Origin of the sequence: Arthrobacter celericrescens, assembly GCF_003614925.1 — a bacterium.
Taxonomy (GTDB): domain Bacteria; phylum Actinomycetota; class Actinomycetes; order Actinomycetales; family Micrococcaceae; genus Arthrobacter; species Arthrobacter celericrescens.
The window spans coordinates 1-1,378 of sequence record NZ_QYLP01000048.1 but is presented as its reverse complement, the minus strand read 5'-3'; the positions used below and the strand labels follow the sequence as shown (position 1 = coordinate 1,378).

General features: G+C 62.0%; 1 protein-coding gene. It reads left to right on the top strand.

Features of this window, described 5'->3' with window-relative positions; all coding sequences use genetic code 11:
* Positions 1-381 precede the first annotated feature (381 nt).
* Positions 382-1,341 carry a DDE-type integrase/transposase/recombinase gene (locus D3654_RS10610; protein WP_162943707.1) on the top strand — a complete coding sequence of 320 codons (960 nt, stop codon included), beginning with the start codon at positions 382-384 and terminating at the stop codon, positions 1,339-1,341.
* Positions 1,342-1,378 lie beyond the last annotated feature (37 nt).

Here is a 1,378-nt window from a genome sequence, read left to right as displayed (position 1 = left end):
GCGTGTGGAGTCTCAGGACATAGTGGACATTTCTGTCTCAGGACATAGTGGACACTCTTGATGTCTCAGGACATCGTGGACGATCCGTTCATGAGTCGGATTCCTGATCGTGTTCGTCAGCAGGTAGTTGAGTGGCCGCTGGACGCTCCGCGTGGTGCGGTGGAAGAGTTCTGCCAGCGGCATGGAGTGTCCAGGTCCTGGTTCCACGGTGTCCGGGCCAAGGTGGCTTTGAGCGGTGATCAGGCATCGGTCAAAGCCACCACCCGTCCGCATCACAGCCCGGCCAGGATGCCCGAATCCGTCCACGCAGCGGTGATCGCAACACGGCGCCGGCTCAATTCGGAAGGCAAGGATCACGGACCTTTATCGATCCTCGATGTGATGACACGGTCAGGGTTCGCTCCGCTGCCTTCCCGGGCCACGATCGCCAGGATCCTGGCCCGTGAGCAACTCACGGAACGGAACAAACGCAAACGGCCCAAACAATCACACCAAAGGATCCGTTCGCAGTACCCGAACCAACGGTGGCAGTCCGACGGACTCGAGGTCGCCCTCGCTGACGGGCAGAAGGTAACGATCGTGGAAATCCTCGATGACTGCACCCGATACAACATCACCTTGCACGCGGGCGCCTCGGAATCCTCAGCAGTGGTGACTGAAGCCTTCCGCCGGGCGATCCGGGCCTACGGGCGCCCCGTACTGGTGCACACGGACAACGGCTCGGCGTTCAACCGGGAACGGTACGGGAGCACCACCGCGCTGCAGGCTTTCCTGAACGACCTGGGCGTGAAGATGATCACCGGACGACCCGGGCACCCCCGGTCGCAGGGCAAGGTCGAACGAGCCCACCAAACCCTGCAACGCTTCGTCAACGCCCGGCAACCGGGAACGGTCCAGGACCTGGAACGCATCCTGCAGGAGTACCGGGACTGGTACAACTGCCACCGCTCCCACCAGGCGCTGCCTCCACGGACCACGCCAGCTCAGCTGTATGAGACGCTGCCGAAAATCGCTCCGCCGGCAGAGCCGATCATCCCGAAACGGCCTCGCCTCCCGGCAGAGAAGCCCGACGGGAGACGAGAACCGTTCGGGACAGTCATCCAGCGCCGGAGCGCCAATAGGAACGGAAGATTCAGCTACCTAAAGACCGCGTTCACTCTCGGGAAGGCGTGGGAGGGACAGACAGTCACGATCCTCCGGCACGAGGAACACCTGGAAATCTTCGATGCCGAAGGAACCATGATCACGACCACGCCCTGGCCGGCCGCCCAGTTACACGTCGGCCTGGCCCGCCAGGTCAAAGCCCGGAAACAACCCACCCAAGTGTCCACAATGTCCTGAGACAGAAATGTCCACGATGTCCTGAGACATCACACGC